Raw genomic sequence first — 26505 nt, forward strand, 5'->3', positions numbered from 1 at the left:
TGCTGTTCCCGGAGACGAAAGGGAGGTGAGCCGCGATGACGCAGCTCGAGACCCCACCCGCAGCGCCGAAGCTCGGCCGGAAGCGCGACCACACGCGGGACGCTGAGATCCTCGACGCCGCGCTCGACGTCCTCGCCGACACGGGCTACGCCGGGATGACGGTCGACATGGTCGCCGCGCGGGCGAAGGCCGGCAAGGCGACGCTCTACCGCCGATGGGCGTCGAAGTCCGAACTCGTGATCGACGCGGTCGCCTGCATGAAGCAGATCGATCCCGACTTCTCGAAGCTGCCCGACACCGGTTCACTCCGCGGCGACCTCGTCGCGATGATCAAGGCGCCATCCATCGCCGAGGGCGAGCGCAAGATGCGCGTGTTCGCCGGCGTGATGTCGATGATCTCGGATGCCCCGGAGCTCACCGAGTCCATCCATGCGGCGATCGTGGAGCCGCGCATGGCGGTCAACCGCTTCCTGTTGCAGCGCGCGATCGACCGCGGTGAGATCCGCGCGGACGCCGATGTGGAGACCCTTGCGCTGATCAGCCAGGCGATGGTGAGCTATCGCGTGCTCATGCTGCGGGAGCCGGTGACGCGTGACTTCCTCGTGTCGGTGATCGACGGCGTCATCATCCCGGCCGTCCGGAAGTAGCTCGATGACCGACGGATCCGCCCGATCTCGAACCGGGCTGCTCGATCACGCCGCGCCGGTCCACCTCGGGACGCCCGACGCCGCACTGCGCTTCTCAGGCTTCCGTGAGCCGGGCGGACGCCACCTCATCGTCGATGGCGCGGAGGCGTTCGAGTTGAGCTTCCCGTGCGGAAGCTGCGCGCTGCTGTTTCGACGTCTGGACGAGGGTGCTCGGGCGCTCGCCGCAGGCGCACTGCACGATCACCTCGACGAGGGTGTGCCCGCGATCGACGACCCTTCGTTACGCGACCTCGTGTCGACGATCCTGCCGGAGGGGACTTACCTGCCACTCCTGCTGTCCATCGAGCCCGTCCTGGTCGCTCCGGGTGACGATCACGACTACTTCTCGCGGGAACAGGTCACGCACCGCGGCATCGACCCCACGCTTGGTGCGCCGGAGGACCCGGCGACCGGCTACTACCGCGGCCCGACCCGGACGACCGGCGAGCACGAGACCCTCTTCGAGTTCCTGGTGCCGATGGTGCCGCCCGGTTGGAACGACCGCGAGCGCGTGGCCTCGTATGAGGAGCGGCTTCGTGCCGGGGGAGCGGCGACCGTGCTCGCGGTCTCCGTGCTGGACCGGACGCAGCCGTTCGACAGCTTCGACGCCCACACGGGTCTCGTGCACTTCGTGCTCGACGGCCACCACAAGCTCGAAGCAGCCGCGCGTCTCGGGGTCGCGATCACGGTCCTGTCGTTCGTCTCGATCGACGCGAGCCTCGCGGACGAGGCGACGGTGACCGGCCTCCCGGAGCTGCTCGCGCGCTGATCACTTCGGGCGTGTGACCGGGTGGATCACGCAGCGCTGGATCCCCCGATCCCTGCGTGACCCACCGGTCGAGGCGGTGAGCGTCGCAAACCCCCGTCGCGAATACACAGTCCACTGAGGCGTGGACCGCGGCGGCATCACCTCCACTAGTGTGTCACGAATAAGTCGTTCGTACCAGTTATCGAGAAGAGGTCGGTTGTGCGAGCTCCGAGCCTCTAGGCTGAGGCCCCGACCGGCCACGGTCGACGGATACGGCGCCGGTGGATCGGAGTCGGAACACAGGCTGCGCGAGGAGGTCAGGATGCCGGGGACGCGACGAACGCCCACCCAGGAGCGCGGACAGGTGACGCAGGACGCGATCGTCGAGGGTGCCGCGACCGTCTTCGACCGCATCGGCTACGGGAACGCCAGTCTGTCGATGATCGCGCAGGCGTCCGGGATCTCGCAGGGCTCCATGTACTTCCACTTCAAATCGAAGGAACAGATCGCCCTCGCGGTGATCCACGAGCAGCACGACCGGTCGATGCCGCTCATGGCAAGGGTGTCGGAACAGTACGACGGGGTCCTCGAACGGCTCATCCGGGTTTCGCGCGCCATCGTCGACCAACTCGAGAACGACCCGGTGGTCCGGGCCGGGATCAGACTGACGCTCGATGAGGGTTCGCTGAGCCAACCGGCCGGCGCGTTCTACGAGGACTGGATCTCGGGGACGGCCGCTCAGCTCGACGTGGCGCTGCAAGCCGGGGATCTGGTGAGTTCGATGTCGGCGCCGGACTTGGCCCGCACGCTGATCGGATTCTTCACCGGTGTCCAGCTCACCGCCCAGGCGACGGTCGGGCGCTCGGACATCGCAGCGTCGGTGGACCGCATGTGGCGGCTCGCGATCGACGCCATCGTCCCCGAGGCGCGGCGGTCAGCGGCGACGAGCGTCCGGGAGGACGCCTTCGGGGTTTAGGCCGGGCTGCGCGAGACGAGACGCAGGGCTCGGCCAGCCCTCCCTCCATGGGATTGGTGTCAGGTGAGCACCGGCAGCGCCCAGCAACTCAGCGCCGCACCCATACCGAGTATCACCACGGCACTGCCGACGAGGCCCGCGCTCGTCCGTTTGGCGAGGCCGAGGCGTCGACGGAGCCGTGTCACGGTTTCGATGTACCCCGCCATCTCCGCCCCGAAGCGGCGAAACAGCGCCTCGTCTGCAGGAGTCTCCGGAGACGGAGCGGAAGTCGGCTCGGTCAGACGCTCCACTGCACGCACGACGGCGTCGATCCGGAGTTGCACCGTTCCTGCACCCTGCTGGACGGCGACCCCGGCGGCCAAGACGAGCGCCCCGAACGAGGACACGAAGATCGGCAGCGTCTGCGCCAGCTCTTCCTCCGAATAGCCGTCCAGGGGGCCGACATACGCTGCCGCCGTGACGAAGCCGACGCCCAACACCGCCAGGAGGACCGCGAAGGCACTCGGCCAGGTGGCCAACGGCTCATCGACCACCTTCCGGAATGCTTGGATGTTCTGCGTCTGAGCCATGCATCGAACCTACCTGCGACGGGAACACTCGCACAGCACAGGCGTCACGACGGCGATGGTTCCAGAAATACGGTCGCGCCGAGCCGGTGGAAACGACCACCAGATACCGGCGATCTTCATGCGCTGACCCGAGCCGGAACTCAGACCGGCGGGTCTGCGTCGGGTCCGGCGAACGCCGGGTGACCGAACAGTCCGGGCAACCCACCGGTGTGCAGGAACACCGTCCGCTCGCCCGGACGGATGTCGCCACGCGCGACCGCATCGACGAGCCCGCTGCATGCGCGACCGGTGTAGGTGGGGTCGAGGAGCAGTCCTTCACGCTCCGCGGCGAGCGTGAGTGCAGCGCGGGTGCCGTCCGTGAGATGTTCGTACCCTGCGCCGATCTGCGAGCGATCGACCCGGAGGGACTCAGCGGGATACTGGTCGCCGTGGCCCATGGCGGCGAGGAGTCCAGCGACGGTCGCGCGTCCGTCCGGCACGGCGCCGCAGTCGACTCCGAGTACGACCTCCGCTCCGAGACCGGAGACGAGCCCCGCCATCGTGCCGCCGGAACCGACCGCCACCACGACGTGACGGACGTCCAGAACCTGGTTCCGGAGTTCCCCGGCGGCGTCGATGTACGCCTTCGCGCTGGCAGCGCTCGACCCGCCGAACGGGATGCGAGAGATCGATCCGAAGGAACCGGCGGTCTGGAGGTGATCGGCGACGGTTTCCGCCGACTCGTCACCGGACCAGACGATGTGCGCGCCGAACAGCTGATCGAGGAGGACGTTGCCGAGCGACCTCGGCGGTGCGTCTCCCTGCAGGACCAGCACGCACCGGAGGCCGACGCGGGCGGCCGCGGCGGCCGTCAACCTGGCGTGGTTGCTCTGTGGGGCGCCGGTCGTGAGGACGGAGTCCGCACCGGACCGTAACGCCTCGCCCATGGTGATCTGCAGCTTCCGCGCTTTGTTCCCGCCGCCGCCGAGCCCGATGAGATCGTCGCGTTTGATGAGCAGGTCGCCCGCGTCGAGGCCGATCGCGACCGCGAGCCGGTCCGCCAGATCGACCGGGGTCGGGCCTGACACGAATCTCGGGTCCGGAATCAGCTGCTGCTCACCGTTCACGGGTCCCCCTCGTCACGACGAGATCGCATCCGCCGGCATCGTGCGTCGTGGTGGGCCCGGTGGGGCTCGAACCCACGACCCGCGGATTAAAAGTCCGATGCTCTGCCAACTGAGCTACAGGCCCATACGCGCTCTACTCTACGAGATTTCGACGGCACCCGTTGACGCGCGGGTCGGGGCCACAGGGGAGGATCGCCTGCCGGGGCGAGTACCGTTGTCGGGTGCGCGAAGCGCGTCGCAGGGAGGAGCAGGCATGACCGAGGGATTCCATCGTCCGACGAAGCTTCCGCCGTCGATGCTCGAAGCGATCCAGGGCGGTCTCGACCCGGAAGCCGTCTCGAGGATCACCCATGAGACGGCCGTCGCACTCCTCACCCGGGTGCGGGCGGATCCGGATCCTGCCGTGGTCGATCGCCTCGTGACCTACACGGACGAGCACGGGATCGACGCGATCGCCGAACTCTGGTCGCACGCCAGCCCGCGGAGTCTCCCAGGGGCGCTCTGGCGGATCTACCTACTGCGCCTGCTCATCAGGCAGGACCCGGTGGGCACGAGCTTCAGCTTCCAGCGGGGCACCGAGCTCATCACCACCGTCGACCCCGTGATCGCCGGCGCGGCCGAGCCGACCGGGCCGGAGGAGATCATCGTCCTCGCCGACCAGATCCTCCGTGGGCTGTACACCGGCGACTTCGCGATCGCCCTCGAGCGGGCGGCGTCCTTCTGCCGGATCAACGCGGTCGGCTGCACCTCCCTCGCGAACGACCGGGACGCGCTCGACCCCGCAGACGCCGCGAGACTCACCACGAAGGCCGCACGGTTCAGCACCATCGCCGAGGAGCTCGCCGGCTGCGCCCGACTGTGGCGCACCGACTCCCTGGACTGATCCAGGCGCCCTGGTCAAGGCCTTCGGCCTGGGAATGTCCACAGGTGATCCCTTGCTACACTGTTCTAGCCGGGCCGCAGTAACCCCGGGCTCCAAAAATCGCCGCTTCGAGCGGCCTTGCGCCGAGAGGCGTTCCTGCGGCCTGGCACTTACTTTGTGCGGAGGTCTTCAGCCGCCTGCCGCCTGTTCCGTGATGACACCGGAACTGGGGTGTCGAATCGCGTCGATTCCTCCAATCGGATCCCGGGTCGGCACCGAACTCCGTGTATGACCGCCGCACTGTACACGCAGACCCGACCTCGGGTGGGCGTCGCGCAAACGGCCGGTGTCCGTGAGAAGCTAAGACTTGTGACCACGGGACCGGAAGCCGACGCTGCACCGCAGGTGTCTTTGGCGAACGTGCTCGACGCGCTGCTCATCCGCGTGGCCGGCGGCGACCAGGTCGCGTTCAGCGAGCTGTACGACCACATCGCGCCGCGGGTCCTCGGACTCGTCAAGCGTGTGCTCGTCGACCACGCGCAGTCCGAAGAGGTCACCCAGGAGGTGTTCCTCGAGGTCTGGCAGAACGCCCAGAAGTTCGAGGCGGGCAAGGGCACGGCCACGACCTGGGTGCTCACCATGGCCCACCGTCGTGCGATCGACCGCGTGCGCGCCTCACAGGCCGGACGCGACCGCGATCTCAAGATCGGCATCCGCGACTTCGATGAGCGTGTCGACAACGTGCAGGAGACGGTCGAGATCCGGATCGAGCATGAACGCGTCAAGCGGGCCTTCGTCCGGTTGAGCGAGCTGCAACGCGAAGCTGTTTCTCTCGCCTACTACGGCGGCTACAGTCACAGCGAGATCTCGAACCTGCTCGGCGTGCCGATCGGTACGGTGAAGACCAGGTTGCGAGACGGAATGATCAGACTTCGAGACGAGTTGGGGGTGCGTACATGACCGAGCGAGACGATGCAACAGACCTGGCAGCCGGAAACGCGCTGCACACCCTGACCCCGCGCGAGCAGGAGCGGTTCGACCGCCTGCGCGCCGAACACGAGTCCGTCCGCGAGGAAGCGGCGGAATTCGAGGAGACCGTCGCCATGCTCGACCTCGCAGCACCTCCCGTGCAGCCGTCGGCAGCGCTCAAGAACTCGCTCATGGCTGCGATCCAGAACCTGCCGCAGCTGCCCGCTGACGCCCCCGTCGAGGCTCCTGTCGCCGAGGTGCGGGCGCTTCCGACCGCGGTCCCAGAGGTCGACGAGACGCCGGTGTCGACACCGACCGCCACGCCGGTCCCCGCAGCAGCGACCACCCCGGTGGCCGGTGCGGCTGAGCGCAAGGCCGCCTCACGGTGGCGTCGCAGCGCCGTCGGCATGGTGGTCGGCGCCGCAGCAGCGGTCGGCCTCATCTTCGGTGGTGTCGGACTCGCGAACACCTTCGGTGGCGGATCCCTCACGCAGACGGTCGCGCTCGCGGAGATCAACGCGGCGTCCGACGTCCAGCGCGCCAAGGTGTCCATGGACGATGCGACGGCGACCCTCGTCTGGTCGGGCGAGCTCGGCAAGTCAGCCCTGCTCGTCGACGGACTCGGGTCCCTGCCGTCAGACAAGGTCTACGAACTCTGGTACATCGGCGAGGGAGGCCCGGTCTCGGCCGGCACCTTCTCCGCAGCGAACGGCACCACCTGGCGGGTCCTCGACGGCGCCATGAGCGCGGGCGACAAGGTCGGCGTGACGGTCGAGCCGCAGGGCGGCTCCAAGCAGCCCACCACCGACCCGATCATGGTCATCGAGACGGCGTAGTCCGTTCCCTCCGGCCCGAGAGGGTGTGTCGGCAGGCCCTTCGCCTCGACAGACTCGCGGAGCCGCTGCAGACGACGACAGCCCCGCCCGGGATTCCCGGGCGGGGCTGTCGTGATGCCGGCGTCAGATCAACCGAAGCGACCAGAGACGTAGTCCTCGGTCGCCTGGACGGACGGCTTCGAGAACATCGTCGTGGTGTCGTCGTACTCGATGAGCTTGCCCGGCTTGCCGGTTCCCGCGATGTTGAAGAACGCGGTCTTGTCGCTGACGCGGCTCGCCTGCTGCATGTTGTGCGTCACGATCACGATCGTGTACTCCTGCTTGAGTTCCTCGATGAGGTCTTCGATGGCGAGCGTGGAGATCGGGTCGAGGGCCGAGCACGGCTCGTCCATCAGCACGACGTCGGGGGAGACGGCGATGGCGCGGGCGATGCAGAGACGCTGCTGCTGACCACCGGAGAGACCGGAGCCCGGCTTGTCGAGGCGGTCCTTCACCTCGTTCCAGAGGTTGGCGCCCTGAAGCGAGCGCTCGACGAGCGCGTCCTGGTCGGACTTCGACATCTTGCGGTTGTTGAGCTTGACGCCCGCGAGGACGTTCTCCTTGATGCTCATCGTCGGGAACGGGTTCGGGCGCTGGAAGACCATGCCGACCTGACGACGGACGAGGACCGGGTCGACACCCGGGCCGTAGAGGTTGTTGCCGTCGATCAGGACCTCGCCCTCGACTCGTGCGCCGGGGATGACCTCGTGCATGCGGTTCAGGGTGCGGAGGAAGGTGGACTTGCCGCAGCCGGAGGGGCCGATGAAGGCGGTGACCGTGCGGGGCTGGATCTGGAGGGAGACGCCCTCGACAGCCATGAAGCTGCCGTAGAAGACGTTGAGGTCGTTGACTTCGATGCTCTTGGACACGGGGTTCCTTTGCTCGCGGCCTAGCGGCCGAACTTGGGGGCGAAGATCTTGGCGATGAGTCGGGCGATGAGGTTCAGCGCCATGACGATGAGGATGAGGACGAGTGCGCCGGTCCAGGCGCGGTCCACGTAGGCGGCCCCGTCGGTGCCCTGGTTCGCGTACTGGGTGTACACGAAGACGGGGAGGGTCATCATCGGGCCGTCGAACAGGTTGTAGTTCATGCTCTGGGTGAAGCCGGCGATGATCAGGAGGGGCGCGGTCTCACCGATGACGCGGGCGACGGCGAGCGTCACGCCGGTGATGATGCCGGCGATCGAGGTGGGGAGGACGATCTTCAGGATGGTCAGCCACTTCGGCACACCGAGCGCGTAGGAGGCCTCACGCAGCTCGTTCGGCACGAGCTTCAGCATCTCCTCGCTGGAGCGGACCACGACGGGGATCATGAGCAGCGACAGCGCGATGGCGCCGCCGATGCCGAGCCGGACGCCCGGGCCGAAGAAGATCGCCAGCAGGGCGAAGGCGAACAGTCCGGCGACGATGGACGGGATACCGGTCATCACGTCGACGAGGAAGGTGATGCCCTGGGAGAGCTTGCCGCGACCGTACTCGACGAGGTAGATCGCCGTCAGGATCCCGATCGGGATGGAGATGACCGACGTGGCCAGCGTGATGAGCAGCGTGCCGGTGATGGCGTGCAGTGCTCCACCGCCCTCACCGACGACGTTCCGCATCGACAGGGAGAAGAACTCGATGTCGAAGCGGGCGGCGCCGGCCGAGATCACCGTGATGGCGACCGAGACGAGCGGCAGGAGGGCGACGACGAAGGCCGCGGTCACCAGGGTGGTGAGCAGACGGTCCTTGGCCTTCCGGCGTCCCTCCACCATGAGTGACGAGACGTACACCGTCACCGCGTAGAGCGCGGCGCCGAGCACGACGGCTCCGGGGACGTTGTAGCTCTTGTCAGCCGTCGACTGCTGCAACAGCAGGAAGATGACACCGCTGACGATGAGGCTGCCCGCGAGGATCGTGAGCGGCGCGAACTTCGGCAGCTTGCCCGCGGTGAGCGAGTTGGAGAACGGCGTGGCGATGGACGCCTGGCGGCGGTCGGTCGTGGCGGTCATCAGTTCGCTCCCGAGAATTCTTTACGACGGTTGACGATGAGTCTGGCGATGAAGTTCACCACGAAGGTGATGATGAACAGGATCAGGCCGGTGGCGATGAGCTTGTTCACGTCGATGCCGAAGGACTCGGGGAAGTTCAGGGCGATGTTCGCCGCGATGGTGTTCGGGTTGCTCGAGGTGAGCAGGAAGAACGAGTAGACGGCGGCGGGGGAGAGCACGAGCGCGACGGCCATCGTCTCGCCGAGGGCGCGTCCGAGGCCGAGCATGGAGGCGGACACGATGCCTGGGCGTCCGAACGGCAGGACCGCCATCTGGATCATCTCCCAGCGCGTGGCGCCGAGCGCGAGCGCGGCCTCCTCGTGGAGCTTCGGGGTCTGGAGGAAGATCTCCCGGGAGATGGCCGTGATGATCGGGATGATCATGACCGCGAGCACGAGGGCGACGGTGAGGATCGTGCGACCGGTGCCGGACACCGTGCCACCGAAGAGCGGGATCCAGCCGAGGTTCTCGGACAGCCAGGCGAAGAAGGGCTGGACGAACGGCGCGAGGACGAGCGCACCCCAGAGGCCGTAGACGACCGACGGCACGGCGGCCAGGAGGTCGATGACGTAGCCGAGGGCGACCGCGAGTCGGCGCGGCGCGTAGTGGGTGATGAAGAGGGCGATCCCGAGCGAGAGCGGCACGGCGATCGCGAGGGCGAGGATGGCCGCCCAGATGGTGCCGAAGACGAACGGGCCGACGTAGGCCCAGAAGCTCGTCGGAGCACCGGTGAACGACGAGGAGTCGGCCATGAGGGCCGGGAACGCCTGGACGATGAGGAAGATCGCGACCGCCGCCAGGATGACGAGGATGAGTGATCCGGAGACGACGGAGAGCGTCGAGAAGACGCGGTCGCCGACTCGTTGCTTGGCTTTGGGTCTCGCAGCTAGGGCCTCGACAGCCATGGGTTCCCGTTCTCTCGATGCGATGGTGGTGCCCCTCGACAGACTCGGGGAGCGGGTACTGCGGGTGCTGGTGACGCAGGTCGAGCGTGCCGGGCAGGACCCGGCACGCTCGACCGTTGGACTACTTGATGGACGCGATCGCGTCCTGGACCTTCTTGGCGAGGTCTGCGGAGAGCGGCGCAGCACCGGCCGACTTCGCAGCCTCTTCCTGGCCGGCGTCGCTGGCGATGTAGCCGGCGTAGGCCTTGACGAGGTCGGCGACCTTCGGGTCGGCGTACTCCTGGCAGGCGATGAGGTAGCTCACGAGCACGATCGGGTAGTGGGTCGCGTCCGTGGTCTCGCGGTCGAGCTTGATCGCGATGTCGTTCGCCTCGCGGCCTTCGACGAGCGGCGAGCCCTCGACGACGGCGGCAGCACCCTCGGCGCTGTACTCGACGAACTCCTCGCCGACCTTGATCTTCGCGACACCGAGGTCGCCGGCCTTCGACGCGTCGGCGTAGCCGATGGTGCCGGTGCCACCCTTGACGGTGTCGACGACGCCGGAGGTGCCCTTGGCACCCTCACCCGACTGGAACGGGAAGGTGTCGGCCGGCTCAGCGGTCCAGACGTCCGGAGCGTTCTTGTTCAGGTAGTCGGCGAAGTTCTTCGTCGTTCCCGAGTCGTCCGAGCGGTGGACGGCGGTGATGGGGGTCGAGGGGAGCTTGGCCTCGGGGTTCAGCGCGACGATCGCCGGGTCGTCCCAGCTGGTGATCTGGCCGGCGAAGATCTTCGCGATGGTCGCTGCGTCGAGGTTGAGCTCGTCGACGCCCTCGACGTTGAAGATGACCGCGATCGGGGAGATGTAGACCGGGAGGTCGATCGCCTTGGTGTCGGCTGCACATGCGGCGAAGGTGCTCGAGAGCTCTTCGTCGGAGAGGGCCGAGTCCGAACCGGCGAACTGCACGCCGCCGGCGATGAACGCCTTGCGGCCGGCGCCGGAGCCGTCGGGGGAGTAGTTGATGGTGACGTCCGGGTTCGACGTCTGGAAGGCGGCGACCCAGGCTTCCTGGGCGCTGCCCTGCGACGATGCGCCGCTACCGGCCAGGCTGCCCTTGAGGTCGCTGGCGGCTGCGCTCGTGGCGGTGGCGCCGCCTTCGTTGGCCGCACAGGAGGTCAGTGCGACGGCTGCGACTGCTGCTACGACCGCGACGCGGCCGAAACGTGAGAACTTCACAGGGATGTCCATTCATTGGTGTGGGTGCGAGCCGGTGCTGGCTCGTCAGTGACGCTAACCACGTGGCATGACGAGCATCCCCCGTGATGGTAAACAACGGGTGAACGGATATCGACGGCTTCATGGCGGCCGACGTGGCGATGCCGCGAATGCGCGACGAACGCCCCCTGTTCAGGGGGTTCGCGCGGATGGGTCAGACGCGGGGTTCGTGCGTCTCGATGGCGATGATGCCGGAGCTCGGGTTGGTCCGGGAGAGGTGCACGATGGAGAACGCCCCGGTCTCGAGTGCGGCGGCGCTCCCGAGGTAGGAGCCTCGGGTGGACCCGGTGGCGAGCGCGATCTCGTGCAGGATCTCGGGGAGGACCGGTCCGTGGCTGCAGAGGATGGCCGTCTTGAGCGCCCTGACGCGGCGGCCGACGACCCGGCGGACATCCGATTCGCCCCGCTCGTAGGCGTCCTGGCTGATGAGGTCGGAGCGTTTCGGCTCGATGCCCGCGGCCGCGGCGATCGGGCTGACGGTGCTGACGCAGCGCACGGCCGTGCTCGTCACGATCTTGCGAGGACCGAAGGCGAGCAGGGTGGGGACGTTCCCCGCGGCCTGCTTGACGCCGCGCGGCGCCAGTGGCCTGGTCGCGTCCTCACCGGACCATTCGGAGGGGGACGTGGCCTTCCCGTGGCGCATCGCGATGAGGGCGAAGGTCGCTGTGACGCCCTCGTCGACCAGCGCGGCGAAGGCGTCGAGGATCTCCACGTCGCGCTCGTAGCTGAGGTAGCTCCGTGCCCGCTTGATGGTGACCCACTCCAGGGCGGCGACCTCGCCGTTGGGGATGAACGTGCTCTCGCGGACGGCCTGGTCGGTGACCTCGGCCGACCAGTAGTGGACGATCTTCTCGCGTCCGCTCGACAAGGGGTACGTGGAGACACCGAGCGGCACACCGAGGTGGACGCTCAGGCCGGTCTCCTCCTTGATCTCCCGCACGGCCGTCTGCGCGAGCGTCTCTCCGGGATCGACCTTGCCCTTGGGGATGGTGACGTCGCCGTAGACCGTCCGGTGGATGACGAGGAGGTGGACCTTGCCGTCGATGAGACGCCAGCACACGGCACCGGCTGCATAGATTGCCGTCGTCGTCATAGTCACTGCCTCGTCGTGTCGTGGTGCTCGGGTGGGTCGCGGTGCGAAGTCGTCAGCGACGGTTCCTCGGCCGGCGGCGCGCCGCGGTCTCGAGCATGAGGGAGTCTTGCAGATCCGTGAGCGGTCGTCCGTCAGCGTCGACCGCGTGGCGCGTCCAGACGCCGTCGGCGTCGAGCCACCAGGACGACGTCTGCTCGTCGAGGGCCTGCTCGAACATCGCGGCGGTCGCCTCGAGGTGCTTCGGGTCGGTGAGCCTGACGAGCGCCTCGACGCGGCGGTCGAGGTTGCGGTGCATCATGTCGGCGCTGCCGATGAACACGTGCGGGTCGCCGTCGTTGTGGAACGAGAAGATGCGCGAGTGCTCGAGGTACCGCCCGAGGATGGAGCGCACGCGGATCGTCTCGCTCATCCCCGGCTGGCCGGGCTTCAGCGCGCAGATCCCGCGAACCCACAGGTCGACCGGGACCCCCGCCTGGCTGGCCCGGTAGAGCGCGTCGATGATCGACTCGTCCACCATCGAGTTGACCTTGATGCGGATCCCGGAGGGCTTGCCCTCCTCCGCGTTCGTGCGCTCCTGCTCGATGTGCTTGAGGAGGCCCTTGCGCAGGTGGCGCGGCGCGACCAGGAGTCGCTTGAACTTCTTCTCGATCGCGTACCCGGACAGCTCGTTGAAGAGGCGGGTGAGGTCTTTGCCGACCTGGTCATCGGCTGTGAACAGACCGAGGTCCTCGTAGATGCGGCTCGTCTTCGGGTTGTAGTTACCCGTGCCGATGTGGCTGTAGTGGCGCAGCACGCCGCGCTCCTGTCGGACGACGAGCGCGAGCTTGCAGTGCGTCTTCAGTCCGACGAGCCCGTAGACGACGTGGACGCCGGCCTTCTCGAGCTTCCTGGCCCAGGAGATGTTGTTCTGCTCGTCGAACCGGGCCTTGATCTCGACCAGCGCGAGGACCTGCTTGCCGGCCCCCGCCGCGTCGATGAGTGCTTCGACGATGGGGCTGTCGCCCGAGGTCCGGTACAGGGTCTGCTTGATCGCGAGCACGTGCGGGTCGGCGGCGGCCTGCTCGATGAACGCCTGCACGCTCGTGGCGAAGGACTCGTAGGGGTGGTGGACCAGGACGTCCTCACGGGCGATCGACCGGAAGAGGTCGGGCTTGCCGTTGGGCTCGTCGGGCTGGAACTGCAGCGCCGTGGTCGGGACGCGTTTCGGGTACTGGAGATCCGGGCGGTCGATGCCGGCGAGGCTGAAGAGTCCGCCGAGGTCGAGCGGCGAGGGTAGGCGGTAGACCTCCTGCTCGGTGATGTCGAGTTCGCGGACGAGGAGTCCGAGGGTGACATCGTCCATGTCGTCGGTGATCTCGAGCCGGATGGGCGGCCCGAACCGGCGGCGCAGCAGCTCCTTCTCGAGGGCCTGGATGAGGTTCTCGGTCTCGTCCTCCTCGATCACCATGTCCTCGTTGCGCGTGACGCGGAAGACGTGGTGGTCGACGATCTCCATGCCGGGGAAGAGGTGGCCGAGGTGGTTGGCGATGACCTCCTCGAGGGCGATGTAGCGCACGCTGGGAGCGGTGTCCAGTGACGCGGAACGGCGCTCCGCCGGACCGACGCGGACGAAGCGCGGCATCATCTGCGGGACCTTGAGCCGGGCGAACTCCTCGCGCCCGGTGCGGGTGTTCCGCACTCGGACCGCGAGGTTCAACGAGAGGCCGGAGATGTAGGGGAACGGGTGGGCCGGGTCGACTGCGAGCGGCATGAGCACCGGGAAGACCTGGTTGCTGAAGTACTCGCTGAGGTACTCGCGGTCGGCTGCGTCGAGTGAGTCCCAGGTGACGACCGTGACGCCGCGTTCGGCGAGGTCGGGACGGACGAGGTCGTGCCAGGCGCGGGCGTGCCGTTCCTGCAGGACGTGCGCCTGCTGGGAGATCTCGGACAGGACGTCGGCCGGAGCGTTGCCGACGTTCGTCGGGACAGCCAGGCCAGTGAGGATGCGGCGCTTCAGGCCGGCGACCCGCACCATGAAGAACTCGTCGAGGTTCGAGGCGAAGATCGCGAGGAAGTTGGCGCGTTCGAGGACGGGCAGCGCCGGGTCTTCGGCGAGCTCGAGGACACGCTGGTTGAAGGCGAGCCAGCTGAGTTCGCGGTCGAGGTAACGGTGTTCGGGCAGCGCGGGATCGTTCCGCTCGAAGGCGGGGTCGAAGTCCTCTTCGTCTCCATCGAGGCCGACATCGAGCACGGTTGGGTCTGCTGGCATGTCTTCATCATGACACCGTGGCGGGGGTGGTCGCGACGACTGCGGTGAACACTGTGTAAATGCCGCAGCGCCGCGCCGCTGTGGAGGGGATCAGGCGTCGGTTCTCGCGTACTGCACGTCGATCGTGTGGTCGGTGAATCCGAGCGAGCGGTACAGCGACACCGCAGGAAGGTTGTCGGCTTCGACGTAGAGCGTGACCGCCTCGACGCGTCGATCCCGCAGGCGGGCGAGGCCGGCCTCCATCAGGAGTCGCCCGAGCCCTCGGCCACTTGCCGCAGGGTGCACGCCGACCGCGTAGACCTCGCCGACCGTGTCCTCGACCTTCAACCAGATGAATCCGAGGAGGTCGCCGTCGGAGCCTCGTGCGAGCAGGAAGTCGTCGGCGTCGAACCAGGACTCGGCTTCCCGGGCGCGGAGATCGTCGAGGGTCATGCGTCCCTGCTCGGGGTGGTCGGCGAAGGCGAGCGCGTTGACCTCGAGCCACTCCTCCTCGTCGACTCCCGGCCGGAACGTGCCGACCGTGACATCCGCGTGCCCAGTGGTGGCCGGTCGTGCGCGGCTCGGCGGCGCCTTGGTCAGGCGGAGCTGCAGCAGCGTCCTGACCGGCGAGAAGCCGAACTCCTGTGCGAGCACCCGGGAGGCGGGGTGGTCGCCGTGTGCCCAGATGCGCACCTGCGGAGGACAGTTGGCGAGGACGCCGCGCAGTGCGGCGCGACCGTAGCCGTGACCCCGCCACTCGGGCTCGACGACGAACTCGAGTTCGCCATGGCCGAGGATGGCCGCGCCCACGACGGCGAAGTCGTCGGGGTCGACCGGCGGGTCCTGTGGTTCGACGGCGAGGATCAGTGTTCGGGCGCCGGACGCGGCGTCGATGAGCGACTGGTCGCTGAACGGCGGCTGGCCGTCGACGAGCGACGCCGTGCGCACGACGCGCTCGAGCGCATCCCTGGTGCGGGCGTCGTCGACGTTACGAACCGACAGCGTCAGCCGGGGCATGATCGTCCTCGTAGACGTTGAAGCGGTAGCCGACGTTGCGCACGGTGCCGATGAGCTGCTCGAGGTCGCCGAGCTTGGCGCGCAACCGGCGGACGTGGACGTCGACGGTTCGCGTGCCACCGAAGTAGTCGTAGCCCCACACCTCGCTCAGCAGCTGCTCGCGCGTGAACACGCGGGAGGGGTGGGTCGCGAAGAAGCGGAGCAGCTCGAACTCCTTGAAGGTGAGGTCCAGCGGCTTGCCGTGGACCTTCGCGGAGTAACTGGCCTCGTCGATGACGACGCCCGACGCCTGGATCTTGCTCGCCGAGTGCTCCTGGGAGGCGCGGCCGATCGCGAGCCGGATCCGAGCGTCGACCTCGGCCGGTCCGGCGGATTCGAGGATGACGTCGTTCACGCCCCAGTCGGCGCTGACGGCGGTGAGGCCACCCTCGGTCAGGATGAGGAGGAGTGGGACCGACAGCCCGGACGCACCGAGGATCTTGCAGAGCGACTTGGCGCTCGCGAGGTCCTGGCGGGCGTCGACGAGCACGAGGTCCGAACTCGGAGCGTTCACGAGTTGTGCGGGGTCGGCTGGGATCTGCCGGGTGCGGTGGCTCAGGAGCCCGAGGGATGGGAGGACCTCGGTGCCGACCATGGAGGTCAAGACCAAAATTTGCGCCACGCGCATCCTCCCGACTGAGTTTGGAACCATATTAGGCGAACGACCGCACCCCACGCCGCACCGGGCGCCCGCTGGTGGTCCGATGGCGTCCGCTCTGTGACAATGGGTCCGTGAGCGAAACCACTCTCTCCCCCCGGCTGCGCTGGATCAGTGTCGTCTCCATCTGGGCGCTCGCGCTCGTCGGCGTCGTCGTGTCCGGCTTGCTCTGGAGCCCGGGGGAGACCTTCTTCGGGCTGTCGGCCACGCTCGGCCTCTGCACCCTGGCCGCGTTCTCGGCACAGCTGTTGACGCGACAGAAGGTGGGATTCGTCGATCGGATGTCGACGAGCGTCACCGGCGCCGTCCTCATCCTCGCCATCGGCGGTGCCGTGTATGGCCTCATCGCCCTGGCCTCGGGGTAGACTCTCCCCATGCTGCTCGCTCTCGAAATCTTCTTCATCGGCTTGCTCGTCCTCGCCAGCCTCGCCATCGCGTTCACCGCGGTGGTCGTGCTGAAGAACCTGTACCGCGGTCAGCGCTAGTCCGGGTCCCTCGATGATCGAGATCCCGAGCGGCCTGCCGAGCGAACTGGTCCCGCTGTCGTGGCTCATCGGCGTCTGGGAGGGCACCGGCGTCATCGACTACCAGGTCGGCGACGAGACCGTGACCCGCGAGTTCGGTCAGCGCGTGAGCTTCAGCCACGACGGCCTGCCGTACTTGAACTACAACTCCTACACCTGGCTCCTGCCCGAGCAGCCCCCGCGCGACGCCGAGGGGGCCTCGTCCACGGACGAGGACGCCCTGTCGGACGACACCGCTGCGGACGTCGCGCCTGACGGAGCCTCGGCGGACGAGTCCGGTGTGCCCGAGCCGCTCGTCACCGAGACGGGTTATTGGCGCCTCGAACGCCCGCTGATCGAAGGCGACCCGGGCCCGGGCATGCTCCCAGGGCAGGGCCCCCGCCCGTTCGGCACCGCGCAATCGGTCGAGACCCTGCGCACGTCGACCGGCGCCTTCCCCCTGCAGGTCTCGATCGTCCACCCGAACGGTGTGAGCGAGCTCTACCTCGGCCAGATCGACGGCCCGCGGATCGACCTCGCGACCGACGCCGTCGTCCGGACCGCTGGAGCCAAGGAGTACGCCGCCGCGACCCGCCTGTACGGTCTCGTCGAGAACCACCTGCTCTGGGCCTGGGACATCGCCGCCCTGGGACAGGACCTCCGGACGCACGCCTCGGCGCGCCTGGCCAAAGCCGACTGACGTGACCATTCCCAACGGAGCGGTCACACCGGAACCGATTCCGGGTTCGCCATTCCTCACGCTGCCGGGTGCCGTCGAACAGGCGGATGCCGTCGACCACGGCGTCCCCTCCCATTACGGCAGCCCGAACATCGAGCAGCGCCTCATCGCCAACGGTAAGGCGATCGTCGACCTGTCGAACCGTGGCATCGTGACGGTCACCGGCCCCGATCGGCTGAGCTGGCTCAACTCCATCACGAGCCAGGAGCTGCGCTCGCTGTCGGCCGGCATCTCGACGGAGACCCTCTTCCTCGACCAGAGCGGCCGGATCGAGCACGCGGTCAAGCTGCTCGACGACGGCACGACCACGTGGCTCGTCACCGAAGCCGACGATGCTGCGCCCCTCCACGCCTGGCTCGACCGGATGCGGTTCATGCTGCGCGTCGAGGTGGCCGTCGCGACCGAGCAGTACGCCGTGATCGGTGCGGCGGCGGGTCTCGCGGTCGACGCTGCAGAGCCGAACGGCATGCCGCTCGTCTGGCACGATCCGTGGTCCGAGGTCGCGGTCGGCGGGCATCAGTACGCGACGGGCGAGCACCCGGGTGCAGCGTGGACATGGACCGAGACGATCGTCGCGCGCGAGCAGCTCGAGTCGCTCGTGCAGCAGGTCCGTGCGGGGACGTTCTCCGCCGCGGGTTCGCTGGCCGCCGAGGCCCTGCGGATCGCTGCCTGGCGCCCGCGGTTGCAGTCCGAGGTCGACGAGCGGAGCATCCCGCACGAGCTCGACTGGCTGCGCTCGGCCGTCCACTTGAACAAGGGCTGCTATCGCGGTCAGGAGACGGTCGCCAAGGTGCACAACCTCGGGCATCCGCCGCGTCGCCTCGTCATGCTCCTCCTCGACGGCTCCGATGCGGTCCTGCCGCCGGCCGGTTCGAACGTGGTGCTCGTCGGCGTCGGCGACGACGCGACCCGGAAACCCGTCGGACGCATCACCTCGAGCGGGATCCATCACGAGTTGGGCCCGGTGGCCTTGGCGATCGTCAAGCGCTCCGCGGATCCGGCGGCCGTGCTGACGGTGGAAGCCGACGGCATCGATGTCGCGGCATCGCAGGAGATCGTCGTGCCGGCGGATGCCGGGGCCACGGCGAACGTGCCGCGGCTGCCGCGACTCGGCGCCGTCCGGCGCTGACCTCGGTGGGGAAGGACGACGCCTCGGACCCGGGCGTACGGGTCGACCGATGGACCGCTGCGGTGCGTCGCCGCATCGCGCTCGGCGACGCCTGGCATCGTCTCGTCGGATCCGTGCCGGCGGTGCTGCAGGTCAGCGCCACGGCGATCGGCGCGTACGCGTTCGCCCACTACGTGCTCGGGCACGCCGTGCCACTCCTCGCCTTGACGGTGACGATCTCGAGTCTCGGGTTCGTTCGCGACGCCCGTCCGATCCGGGTCCTCGAGACGGCCGTGGGGATGAGCGTCGGGATCGCGCTGGCCGAGATCCTGCTCCTCGGCTTCGGGCAGGGGACGTGGCAGCTCGCGGTCGCGCTCGTGCTCACGCTGCTCGTCGCCCGGTTCCTGTCGCCGGCGGCGTCGTTCGCGATCGCGGCGGCGGTGCAGTCCGTCCTCGTCATGCTCCTGCCCGTGCCCGACGGCGGCCCGTTCGTGCGCACCCTCGACGGTCTGATCGGCGGGGTCTTCGCCCTGCTCGCGACCGCGCTCATCCCGCGCGACCCACGCCGGAGCGCTCGCCGGGACGGCCAGCGGCTCATCGACGAACACGTCCGGACCCTCGCCTCGCTCGTCGCCGCCCTCCGTCTCGGCGACCTCGAGGAGGCTGACCGCGCGCTCGCACGGGCGAGGGCCACCCAGCCGGCCCTGGACGCGTGGCGCGGAACCCTCGACTCAGGGCTCGCCATCGCGCGCATCTCGCCGTTCCTCCGCAAGGCGGTGTTCGACCTCGAACGGCAGCGGACCATGCTCGACGGCATGGACCTCGCGACCCGCAACCTCCGGGTGATCGCCCGGCGCATCGACTACGTGTCGCGCGACGCCACGAGCCGCCCCGAGCTCGCGGACCTGCTCGCGCGCACCTCCGTCGCGCTCGGCATCCTGTCGCAGTCGATCGGCGACATCGCCCAGCAGCCGGTCGCGAGGCAGTCTCTGCTGGAGATCGCGAAGCACCTCGAGCCGGTCGCCGTCCTCCCCGACGCCTCGGTCTCCGAGCAGGCGCTCGTGCTCGTGCTCCGGCCGTACCTCGTCGACCTGCTCACGGCGACGGGGCTGCCGACGCAGGCGGCGCAGGCGGCGCTACCCTCGCTCTGACGGCAGCCTTCCCCGACACTCAGTCCGTCGAGGAGGGATTCGGGGCTACAGCCGACCACGGCAGTGTCAGCTCACCGAGGCGCCAACGGTTGCGGCCGGCCAGCACCGGCCACCCGCTGTCCCGGAGCGTCCGGACGGTCGCCAGCCATCGTTGGACCGGGCTGTAGACCGCCAAGGGCGCATGCATCCGCCAGGCGCGGTCGAGGTCCGTCATGAGCGCATGGACACGTTCGCCCGGCACGTTGTGATGGATCAGCGCCTTCGGCAGTCGTTCGGCCACGATGGACGGCAGCTCGAGGTCGGCGAGCCGCAGACTGATGGAGAACGACTCAGCACGCCCCTGGTCGTCGACCGCGATCCAGCTGGACACCCGTCCGATCTCGTCGCACGTCCCTTCGACGAGCACACCGCCGGGCTGCAGCCGCGACGCCATGAGACGCCAGGCCCCCGTGACCTCGGCTTCGTCGTACTGCCGGAGCACGTTGAACGCCCGGATCACCGTGGGACGGTCGTCGCCGGTCGGCACCTCGAACCCTCCGCGTGCGAAGGAGACCGCAGCCGTCGGCGTGAACCGGGTCGTGCCCGCGCGCACCTGCTGCAGCTGCGCGTCGGCGGTGCGGACGCGCCCCGGCTCGATCTCGAATCCGATGACCCGTACGTCGGGCCGGACGGCGAGTAGTCGGTCGTGCAGTTCCAACGCCGTGATGCCGCTCGCGCCGTAGCCGAGGTCCACCACCAGCGGGTTCGTCGTCCGTCTGAGTGAGGGGTGGGTCGCGATCCAGCGGTCCACCCGCCGGAGCCGGTTCGTACCCGTCGTCCCGCGGGTGATCGATCCGACGGGCATGGACCCATTCTCCCTCACGGAGCGGGGTCATCGTCCACCTTGCGGTCATGCGCCGTCGGTATGCTGGGGACATGCCTGAGACTTACACCCTCGTCCTGCTGCGCCACGGCAACAGCGACTGGAATCAGAAGAACCTGTTCACCGGTTGGGTCGACGTCCGACTCAGCGAACTCGGCGTCACGGAGGCCAAGCGTGCGGGCGAACTGCTCGCCGACTCCGGCATCACCCCGGACGTGCTGTACACCTCGGTGCTCTCCCGCGCGATCCAGACGGCGAACCTCGCCCTCGAGACCGCCGACCGCATGTGGATCCCGGTCAAGCGCAGCTGGCGCCTCAACGAGCGTCACTACGGCGCGCTGCAGGGCAAGGACAAGGCGCAGACCCTCGCCGAGTACGGCCCGGAGCAGTTCCAGACCTGGCGTCGTTCCTTCGACGTGCCGCCGCCGCCGATCGACGACGACAACGAGTGGTCGCAGGCCGATGACCCCCGGTATGTCGGGATCGACGGAGAACTGCCCCGCACCGAGTGCCTGAAGGACGTCATCGACCGGATGTTGCCCTACTGGGAGTCCGACATCACGGTCGACCTGGCCGCCGGCAAGACCGTCCTCGTGACGGCGCACGGCAACTCGCTCCGCGCACTCGTGAAGCACCTCGACGACATCTCGGACGACGAGATCGCCGAGCTGAACATCCCCACCGGCATCCCGCTCGTCTATGAGCTCGACGCGGACTTCCGTCCGGTCGCCCCGGCCCGGTACCTCGATCCCGAGGCCGCAGCAGCAGGCGCCGCCGCCGTCGCGGCGCAGGGGAAGAAGTAGCGGAAACCCCACCAAACCACCACCCCGGTCGGGAGCGCGGCGTGGCGACATCGTCGCCGAAAGTGCTCCTGGCCGGGGTTTTCCATGTCGAAAAAAAGGGGTTGAACCGCTTCGGGGTTGGGCGTACAGTGACTGCACTGTAACCCGATTGGGGGGATACGCATGGAGCAGTCGACCGACGGCACCCGCTTCCCCCTGTGGCGCGCTCTAGCGCTCGGTGGCTTCGCCGCCGCTGCGTTCACGGCGGTGGCCCTCTTCGGGTCCCCGTCCTCCGCGCATGCCGACGACGGCGCCACCGATCCGTCGCTCCTGGGCGCCGTGACCGAGGTCGTCGGCTCGCTCGAACAGCCCGTCAATGCTGTCGCCGACGTCGTCGACGTCGTCGACACCACCGTGCTCGAACCGGTGGTCGACGTCGTCGACGAGACCGTCGCGGCGGTACCGGTGGTGAACGACGTGGTCGAGGAGACCGTCGGCGCGGCACCGGTCGCCGCGATCGTCGATCCGGTCGTGCAAACGGTCGACCAGACGTTGACCGGCGTCGCCGATGTCGTCACCGCGGTCCCGGTCCCCAGTACGCCGATCATCGATCCGGTCGTCCCAGCGCTTCCGCAGGGCCCGGCAGAGGACGTGTCGGCCACTGACTCGACCGCCGTTGGCGTGATCCTCCCGACGACGGTCCTCGGACCGCCGACCGGCCAGCAGGGTGACTCGACGATCGTGTCGGGCGGCCAGGATCGCGAAGACACGTCGTCCACCGCGGCCGAGCCCGCCGCCGTCGTCGGATCGTCCAGCCTCCCCGCCACCCCTGCGAACCTTCCGCTGCTGCCGGACGCCGACGGCCGCTGGGCCGTCACGCCGAGCGGCTCCGGTTCCTCCGGCTCCGGTGGGGCCGTCGGTGGCGCCGCGGCGGCCGAACAGGCGATCTCCGTCATCCTCCCTGCGCCCGGCGACGACCGTCGCGGACCCGCGCGAGACGAAGACCTCCCGGCTTCACCCACGTTCCCCTCCGATACCTCTCCTGACTGACCCCGGACCACTCTGCCGTTCGCGGCGGAGACCCGCCCCCTGGGCGGTTCAACGGTCCGAAGCCTCCCGATCACGGGAGCACATCAGTCACTCTGCAAGGAGCAGGAATCATGAATTCGTATGTCAAGAAAGGCCTCTACTGCGGCCTGTTCGTCGCGGGACTCACGTTCCTCGGCGCTACGGCGGCCAACGCCGACACGTCTGGGGACGACAGCATCCTCGGCGGAACCCTCGTCGACGTGGTCCTCGAGGCCCCCGTCGAGATCGTCGACACCGCGGTGAGCGTCGTCGGCGATTCAACGGCGACGTCCGCACCGGAGGCGGTACCGGCGCCTGAGCCGGCACCCGCACCGGAGCCGGCACCAGCACCCGCACCCGCACCGGAGCCAGCACCGGAGCCGGCACCTGCGCCGGAGCCCGCACCGGTACCCGAGCCCGCGCCGGCCGCCACCACCAGTGGTGACGACAGTGTCGCGGGTGGGAACCAGATCCAGTTGCCCGTCTCCATCCCGGTGACGGTCGAGGACAACGCGATCTCGATCATCGGCGATGCCGAGCAGTCGGGTTCGACGTCCGGACCGGTGGCGGGGGAGTCCGCCTCGCCGGTCACCGACGAGGCGACGACGTCCGGTGACGACAGTGTCGCCGGTGGCAACCAGGTGTCACCGGTCGTGACCGTTCCGGTCACGGTCGGTGGGAATGCCATCTCGCTGTTCGGTGATTCGAGCAGCGAGCAGGCGGGTGCGCCTGCCACGTCGGGTGGTGCGGCTGTCCCGGTGGAGCCGTCGACGACGACCGGTGACGACAGTGTCGCCGGTGGCAACCAGGTGTCGCCGGTGGTGACTGTTCCGGTCACGGTCGGAGGGAACGCCATCTCGCTGTTCGGTGATTCGAGCAGTGAGCAGGCGGGTGCACCTGCCACGTCGGGTGGTGCGGCTGTTCCGGCGGCGCCGTCGACCACGACCGGTGACGACAGTGTCGCCGGTGGCAACCAGGTCCTCGGCGACGTCGGGCTCCCGATCTCGGTGGTGGGCAACGCCGTCAGCGTGATCGGCGACTCCGAGTCGACGGGCACCTCGGCCTCCGCTCCGGCATCGTCCGGCGGCGCCACGTCGACCACGGATGGTGACGACAGCCTCGGCGGTGGGAACCAGATCGACCTCGGCCTGGAGCTGCCGGTCACGATCGGCGGCAACGCGATCTCCGTGATCGGGGACAGCGAGACCGGTGGTCCCGGGACGACCGATCCCACCACCCCGGTCGACCCGACCGACCCGACGGACCCCACCACCCCGGTGACCCCCGTCGTGCCGACGGTCCCCGCCACGGTGATCACCACCGCGACGGCGGCGTCCTCGACCGGCTCGAACACGACGGCCTCGGCCGCGCGTTCAGCTGAGCCGACGCTCGCCGACACCGGCAGCGCCGCGGGTCAGCTCCTGCCGCTCGCCGGTCTCGCCACGGTCCTCGGCCTCCTGCTCCTGGCAGGCGGCGCGATCACCCGTCGTCGGATGAGCTAGTCCCACGAACAGACGAGCGGTGCCGACCCGGTCTCGGGTCGACACCGCTCGTCGGGGTGTCCGGGATCAGCTGGTCAGTGGTGCACCGGCGTGGTCGCCTCGGGGATCCAGTCGCCCGTCGCGAGGTACTGGACCTTCTTGGCGATGGAGACGGCGTGGTCGGCGAAGCGCTCGTGGTACCGCGAGGCCAGGGTGGCGTCGACGGTCGCGACGGGCTCACCCTTCCAGGTGTCGCCGAGGACCTTCTCGAAGACGCTGGCGTGCAGCTCGTCGACGTCGTCGTCGTCGTTGCGGATCTCGTCGGCGATGCGCGGGTCCTGGGTGCGCAGCAGCTCCGTCAGCTTGCGAGCGATCGAGACGTCGAGTCGCCCCATCTCGGCGAAGGTGGTCCGCAGGCCCTTGGGCACGGCCTTGTCGGGGAAGCGGTACCGCGACAGCTGGGCGATGTGCTCGGCCATGTCACCCATCCGCTCGAGCGACGCGCTGATGCGCAGCGCGCTCACGACGATGCGGAGGTCGCGCGCGACCGGCTGCTGGCGGGCGAGGATGTCGATGGCGAGCTCGTCGAGTTCGATCGCGAGCTGGTCGATGCGGTTGTCGTTGGCGATGACCTCTTCAGCGACCGCGACGTCCGAGTTGCCGAAGGACTGCGTCGCCTTCTCGATGGAGATCGTGACGAGTTCGGCGATCTCGACCAGGCGATCCTGGACCTCTCGCAGTGACTGCTGGAATACCTCGCGCATGGCTCTGGGTGCCGTCCTTCCGTGACCTGGCGGTGGGCAGGCAGATGCCCGCTCCGCCGATGATGCCGAACCAAGGTTAACAGTTGGGGCACCAAGCGTGAACAGTCGTCGAAGTGGCGGGGTATTCGCGAGTTCGGCGTTCGGCGGACTGAGTAACGTAGTACCCATGGACACCATGTGGTTGGTGCTGATCGCCCTGGCACTCGGCCTCATCGTCGGGGGCGGTTTCGTCGCCCTCATCACCCTCGCCCTCAGACGGGGCGAGCGCGCCGCGACGGTCGTCAACCCGGTCGTGCCCGACGGGGTCGACCAGGTGCTCGAGGCCCTCGACAGCGCGGGCATCGTCGTCGATCCGTCCAACAACGTGCTGAAGGCCTCTCCTGGGGCCTTTGCGCTCGGGCTGGTGCGCGACCGCGTGCTCGACAACCAGGAGTTCATCGACCTCGCGCTCGAGGTCCGCCGCACCGGCGAGGCCGTCACGAGCGACCTGGAACTCGCGCTCGGGCGCTTCGGTGAGGCAACCCGGCACCTGCGCGTGCGGGCGGCGCCGCTCGGGTCGCGGTTCATCCTGCTGCTCGCCGAGGACCACACGGAGGCGCGTCGACTCGACGAGGTCCGCCGGGACTTCATCGCGAACATCAGCCACGAGTTGAAGACGCCGATCGGCGCCATCGGGCTCCTCTCGGAAGCACTCGACACGGCGGCGGACGACCCGGAACGGGTGAAGCGGTTCGCCAGCCGGCTCTCGACCGAGTCGCAGCGACTCACCCGGATGACGGCGGAGATCATCGACCTCTCGCGGTTGCAGGCGGCCGACGCCCTCCATCAGCCGGAACTCGTCCGCCTCGATCGGGTCATCGCCGCGGCGGTGGACCAGAACCGCGTGCCGGCCGAGGCGACCGGGGTGGGGCTCTCCCTCAAAGGCGGCAAGAACCTCGAGGTGTACGGTGACGAGGCCATGCTCGTCGTCGCCGTGCACAACCTCATCTCGAACGCCATCCACTACTCGCCCACCGGCGCACACGTGGGTGTCGGCGTCCGGGCGGTCGACGACGTCGTCGAGATCGCCGTCACCGATCAGGGCGTCGGGATCGCCGAAGAGGACCGCGATCGGGTCTTCGAACGGTTCTTCCGCGTCGACCAGGCGCGGTCCCGCCACACGGGCGGCACCGGCCTCGGCCTCAGCATCGTCAAGCACACCGTCCAGAACCACGGCGGCGAAGTGAAGGTCTGGTCGCAGCTGGGCCGTGGCTCGACGTTCACCATCCGCCTTCCCAGAGCAACGACCCCGCCGGAGGACCTCTCCACCGGCACGGCAAGGAGTACCCCGTGACCCGCATCCTGCTCGTCGAAGACGAAGCGTCCCTGAGCGAACCATTGAGTTACCTGCTCGAACGGGAGGGGTACGAGGTCGAGGTGGCGGAGGACGGCCCCTCGGCGGTCCAGGCCTTCACGGCTCGCGGCGCGGACCTCGTGTTGCTCGACCTCATGCTCCCCGGCATCCCCGGGACGGAGGTCTGCCGTCAGATCCGCGCGGTCTCGAGCACGCCGATCATCATGCTGACCGCGAAGGACTCCGAGGTCGACATCGTCGTCGGGCTCGAGCTGGGCGCCGACGACTACGTCACGAAGCCCTACTCGACCCGCGAGCTGCTCGCGCGGATCAGGGCGGTGCTGAGACGCCGTGTCGAGGCGGACCAGGCGCAGGAGGAGGTGCTGCTCGAGGCAGGCACGGTCCGGATGGACACCGAACGTCATGTCGTCGAGGTCAACGGGGCGCCGATCCCGATGCCGCTCAAGGAGTACGAGCTGCTCGAGCTGCTCCTGCGGAACGCCGGACGGGTCCTCACCCGTGGTCAGCTCATCGACCGGGTGTGGGGGAGCGACTACTACGGCGACACCAAGACGCTCGACGTCCACATCAAGCGCATCCGTTCCCGGATCGAGGCGAACCCCTCCGAACCCGTGATGCTCGTCACCGTGCGTGGGCTCGGCTACCGCTTCGAGGCCTGACGCAGGTCCAGGACGGACGAACG

At 68.6% G+C, this 26505-nt stretch carries 27 protein-coding genes and 1 tRNA gene; 15 read left to right on the forward strand and 13 right to left on the reverse strand.

All coding sequences use genetic code 11. From position 1 onward, the window contains the following. Window positions 1-35 precede the first annotated feature (35 nt). The 3 genes from EAO79_RS09870 (at window position 36) to EAO79_RS09880 (ending at window position 2410) form a co-directional block, all read left to right on the forward strand. Window positions 36-647, forward strand: coding sequence for a TetR/AcrR family transcriptional regulator (locus EAO79_RS09870; protein WP_079705324.1), 612 nt, complete (start codon window positions 36-38; stop codon window positions 645-647). Window positions 648-651: 4 nt separating this feature from the next. Continuing rightward, window positions 652-1455: a hypothetical protein gene (locus EAO79_RS09875; protein ID WP_124768874.1), complete on the forward strand. Its 804-nt coding sequence runs from the start codon at window positions 652-654 to the stop codon at window positions 1453-1455. Between the two features lie 301 nt (window positions 1456-1756). After that, complete coding sequence (locus tag EAO79_RS09880) at window positions 1757-2410, forward strand: ScbR family autoregulator-binding transcription factor (RefSeq protein ID WP_124768875.1); 654 nt, start codon at window positions 1757-1759, stop codon at window positions 2408-2410. Window positions 2411-2469: 59 nt separating this feature from the next. On the opposite strand, the gene EAO79_RS09885 is transcribed toward EAO79_RS09880, so the two are convergent. The 3 genes from EAO79_RS09885 to EAO79_RS09895 form a co-directional block, all read right to left on the reverse strand. Next, complete coding sequence (locus EAO79_RS09885; protein WP_124768876.1) at window positions 2470-2979, reverse strand: hypothetical protein; 510 nt, start codon at window positions 2977-2979, stop codon at window positions 2470-2472. A 140-nt stretch (window positions 2980-3119) separates the two neighbouring features. Beyond that, window positions 3120-4046 carry a pyridoxal-phosphate dependent enzyme gene (locus EAO79_RS09890; RefSeq protein ID WP_241160845.1) on the reverse strand — a complete coding sequence of 309 codons (927 nt, stop codon included), beginning with the start codon at window positions 4044-4046 and terminating at the stop codon, window positions 3120-3122. An 87-nt stretch (window positions 4047-4133) separates the two neighbouring features. Continuing rightward, window positions 4134-4209, reverse strand: a tRNA-Lys gene (locus EAO79_RS09895). 129 nt (window positions 4210-4338) lie between these two features. Here EAO79_RS09895 and EAO79_RS09900 point away from each other — a divergent pair. From EAO79_RS09900 to EAO79_RS09910, 3 genes are all read left to right on the forward strand, one after another. Next, entirely contained in the window at window positions 4339-4968 is a 630-nt protein-coding gene (locus EAO79_RS09900; protein ID WP_079705340.1) for a DNA-directed RNA polymerase subunit beta, read from the forward strand. 267 nt (window positions 4969-5235) lie between these two features. Further along, window positions 5236-5907 carry an ECF RNA polymerase sigma factor SigK gene (gene sigK, locus EAO79_RS09905; RefSeq protein ID WP_079705341.1) on the forward strand — a complete coding sequence of 224 codons (672 nt, stop codon included), beginning with the start codon at window positions 5236-5238 and terminating at the stop codon, window positions 5905-5907. Further along, window positions 5904-6752 carry an anti-sigma factor domain-containing protein gene (locus EAO79_RS09910; RefSeq protein ID WP_124768877.1) on the forward strand — a complete coding sequence of 283 codons (849 nt, stop codon included), beginning with the start codon at window positions 5904-5906 and terminating at the stop codon, window positions 6750-6752. The genes sigK and EAO79_RS09910 overlap by 4 nt, the downstream gene beginning before the upstream one ends. A gap of 128 nt (window positions 6753-6880) precedes the next feature. On the opposite strand, the gene pstB is transcribed toward EAO79_RS09910, so the two are convergent. The 8 genes from pstB to EAO79_RS09950 form a co-directional block, all read right to left on the reverse strand. Further along, a complete protein-coding gene (pstB, locus tag EAO79_RS09915) occupies window positions 6881-7660 on the reverse strand; it encodes a phosphate ABC transporter ATP-binding protein PstB (RefSeq protein ID WP_056007815.1) in 780 nt (259 codons plus the stop codon). A 20-nt stretch (window positions 7661-7680) separates the two neighbouring features. After that, window positions 7681-8781 carry a phosphate ABC transporter permease PstA gene (gene pstA, locus EAO79_RS09920; RefSeq protein ID WP_086474391.1) on the reverse strand — a complete coding sequence of 367 codons (1101 nt, stop codon included), beginning with the start codon at window positions 8779-8781 and terminating at the stop codon, window positions 7681-7683. Beyond that, complete coding sequence (pstC, locus tag EAO79_RS09925; RefSeq protein ID WP_124768878.1) at window positions 8781-9725, reverse strand: phosphate ABC transporter permease subunit PstC; 945 nt, start codon at window positions 9723-9725, stop codon at window positions 8781-8783. The genes pstA and pstC overlap by 1 nt, the downstream gene beginning before the upstream one ends. A gap of 121 nt (window positions 9726-9846) precedes the next feature. Continuing rightward, on the reverse strand, window positions 9847-10938 hold the full coding sequence (pstS, locus tag EAO79_RS09930; protein ID WP_079706246.1) for a phosphate ABC transporter substrate-binding protein PstS: 1092 nt from the start codon (window positions 10936-10938) through the stop codon (window positions 9847-9849). A gap of 193 nt (window positions 10939-11131) precedes the next feature. Beyond that, the gene (locus EAO79_RS09935) at window positions 11132-12070 is read right to left on the reverse strand and encodes an NUDIX domain-containing protein (RefSeq protein ID WP_085510315.1); all 939 of its coding nucleotides are present in this window, start codon (window positions 12068-12070) and stop codon (window positions 11132-11134) included. A 52-nt stretch (window positions 12071-12122) separates the two neighbouring features. Then, window positions 12123-14318 carry an RNA degradosome polyphosphate kinase gene (locus EAO79_RS09940; RefSeq protein WP_124768880.1) on the reverse strand — a complete coding sequence of 732 codons (2196 nt, stop codon included), beginning with the start codon at window positions 14316-14318 and terminating at the stop codon, window positions 12123-12125. Between the two features lie 90 nt (window positions 14319-14408). Beyond that, window positions 14409-15314 (reverse strand): mycothiol synthase, encoded by a 906-nt coding sequence (gene mshD, locus EAO79_RS09945; RefSeq protein ID WP_124768881.1) that lies wholly within the window; start codon window positions 15312-15314, stop codon window positions 14409-14411. Continuing rightward, on the reverse strand, window positions 15286-15975 hold the full coding sequence (locus tag EAO79_RS09950) for a response regulator transcription factor (protein ID WP_175116223.1): 690 nt from the start codon (window positions 15973-15975) through the stop codon (window positions 15286-15288). Before EAO79_RS09950 ends, mshD begins: the two co-directional genes overlap by 29 nt. A gap of 110 nt (window positions 15976-16085) precedes the next feature. Here EAO79_RS09950 and EAO79_RS09955 point away from each other — a divergent pair, with 110 nt between their 5' ends. The 4 genes from EAO79_RS09955 to EAO79_RS09970 all read left to right on the forward strand — a co-directional run bounded on the left by EAO79_RS09955 (window position 16086) and on the right by EAO79_RS09970 (window position 19512). After that, entirely contained in the window at window positions 16086-16376 is a 291-nt protein-coding gene (locus EAO79_RS09955) for a hypothetical protein (RefSeq protein WP_064296602.1), read from the forward strand. A gap of 133 nt (window positions 16377-16509) precedes the next feature. Beyond that, entirely contained in the window at window positions 16510-17214 is a 705-nt protein-coding gene (locus EAO79_RS09960; RefSeq protein WP_079705349.1) for an FABP family protein, read from the forward strand. Between the two features lies 1 nt (window position 17215). Further along, complete coding sequence (locus tag EAO79_RS09965; RefSeq protein ID WP_371413637.1) at window positions 17216-18382, forward strand: folate-binding protein YgfZ; 1167 nt, start codon at window positions 17216-17218, stop codon at window positions 18380-18382. Window positions 18383-18387: 5 nt separating this feature from the next. Beyond that, entirely contained in the window at window positions 18388-19512 is a 1125-nt protein-coding gene (locus EAO79_RS09970; protein WP_124768882.1) for an FUSC family protein, read from the forward strand. A gap of 19 nt (window positions 19513-19531) precedes the next feature. On the opposite strand, the gene EAO79_RS09975 is transcribed toward EAO79_RS09970, so the two are convergent. Further along, window positions 19532-20356 carry a class I SAM-dependent methyltransferase gene (locus EAO79_RS09975; RefSeq protein ID WP_124768883.1) on the reverse strand — a complete coding sequence of 275 codons (825 nt, stop codon included), beginning with the start codon at window positions 20354-20356 and terminating at the stop codon, window positions 19532-19534. A 71-nt stretch (window positions 20357-20427) separates the two neighbouring features. Between EAO79_RS09975 and EAO79_RS09980 the strand changes: the two genes are divergently transcribed. From EAO79_RS09980 to EAO79_RS09990, 3 genes are all read left to right on the forward strand, one after another. After that, window positions 20428-21177: a phosphoglyceromutase gene (locus EAO79_RS09980; RefSeq protein ID WP_079705352.1), complete on the forward strand. Its 750-nt coding sequence runs from the start codon at window positions 20428-20430 to the stop codon at window positions 21175-21177. Between the two features lie 162 nt (window positions 21178-21339). Further along, the gene (locus EAO79_RS09985; protein ID WP_124768884.1) at window positions 21340-22206 is read left to right on the forward strand and encodes a hypothetical protein; all 867 of its coding nucleotides are present in this window, start codon (window positions 21340-21342) and stop codon (window positions 22204-22206) included. A 110-nt stretch (window positions 22207-22316) separates the two neighbouring features. Then, the gene (locus tag EAO79_RS09990) at window positions 22317-23726 is read left to right on the forward strand and encodes a chaplin family protein (protein WP_124768885.1); all 1410 of its coding nucleotides are present in this window, start codon (window positions 22317-22319) and stop codon (window positions 23724-23726) included. Between the two features lie 74 nt (window positions 23727-23800). Here EAO79_RS09990 and phoU read toward each other — a convergent pair whose 3' ends face one another. After that, complete coding sequence (phoU, locus tag EAO79_RS09995; protein ID WP_064296372.1) at window positions 23801-24469, reverse strand: phosphate signaling complex protein PhoU; 669 nt, start codon at window positions 24467-24469, stop codon at window positions 23801-23803. Window positions 24470-24635: 166 nt separating this feature from the next. Between phoU and EAO79_RS10000 the strand changes: the two genes are divergently transcribed. Together EAO79_RS10000 and EAO79_RS10005 are read left to right on the forward strand one after the other, a co-directional pair. Then, window positions 24636-25802, forward strand: coding sequence for a cell wall metabolism sensor histidine kinase WalK (locus EAO79_RS10000; protein ID WP_079705355.1), 1167 nt, complete (start codon window positions 24636-24638; stop codon window positions 25800-25802). Further along, complete coding sequence (locus EAO79_RS10005; protein ID WP_064296370.1) at window positions 25799-26482, forward strand: response regulator transcription factor; 684 nt, start codon at window positions 25799-25801, stop codon at window positions 26480-26482. The genes EAO79_RS10000 and EAO79_RS10005 overlap by 4 nt, the downstream gene beginning before the upstream one ends. Window positions 26483-26505: the final 23 nt, after the last annotated feature.

The sequence above is a fragment of the Plantibacter sp. PA-3-X8 genome (assembly GCF_003856975.1).
Taxonomy (GTDB): Bacteria; Actinomycetota; Actinomycetes; order Actinomycetales; family Microbacteriaceae; genus Plantibacter; species Plantibacter auratus.